1 protein-coding gene is annotated in these 896 nt (G+C 36.8%); it reads right to left on the bottom strand.

What is annotated here, in order from left to right; all coding sequences use genetic code 11:
- Positions 1–896 (bottom strand): YheC/YheD family endospore coat-associated protein (locus V7147_RS08015; protein WP_335367324.1); only part of this gene is annotated, 896 nt, incomplete at both ends.

Genomic DNA, 896 nt, shown 5'->3' with positions numbered 1-896 from the left:
GGACTGGTTTCTAATATAACCTTTCTACCTGGCTTTGAATTTGTATCTAAAATCCAGACAGCACCATCGCTTGTATGACCTAAATCCACACCTATTTCGAAAAGAGGTTCAAATTGTTCTTCTAGCACATCTGGCAGCCTATTAATAATTGTATGAATATTATCCGAAAGTAATTGCTTTTGATGAAAAGACATATTTTCTGTCCAGCTTTCAAATGAATGAGTTTCACCACCGCCACCCAAATTTGAAATGAGATGTTCCGGCAACCCAAGGCGGATCCCACGGCCTTGCTCAATCCATTTTCCTTGGCCGTTTTTCTGAAGTAAAATTCGAATATCAAAAGGGCGATTCCCTTCATCATGCAGTGGTAAATAGGTTTGTGTTAAATAAGGTTGACTAGTAATTATGGAGTCAATCCAATTTTTTAAATCTCCTCTTGTTGTAAATTGATCCCTGATTAGAAGTTTTTCTTCTTTATAGACGGCCTCTACATAGTTTTGTTGGAGGAAAAGACCGATAATTCCTTTTCCCATTGAACCTTTTTCTGGCTTAAGAATGATTTTATGCTCTTTCATTAAGGTTCGTATGATGGCAGAAGTGGAGAGAGCTTGTTCAGTAGAAGGGATATAGGGTGATAATTCCTTATCTTGACGTAAGGTGTTGTAAATCTCCCATTTATTTGGAAGGCCATACCCTAGAAAAACATTTGCTGGACGCAACTTTAACCAGTTCATAATTGGCTGACTTTTTTTAGAAACTTCATCATTCGAATAGAAACAACGGTCATATAAATACATTGGAATATCAAAGTTACTTTGCTCCCATGTATTGGTTGTGTGATTATATTTTTCTCCATGAACCATTTCAGAAGTGGGTTCAATCGATGTTGGTGTAAA

The organism is Bacillus sp. JJ1521 (assembly GCF_036965165.1).
In the GTDB taxonomy this organism is placed as follows: Bacteria; Bacillota; Bacilli; order Bacillales; family Bacillaceae_L; genus Ferdinandcohnia.
The sequence above is the reverse complement of the archived record's forward strand: the minus strand, read 5'-3'. Positions and strand labels throughout refer to the sequence as shown.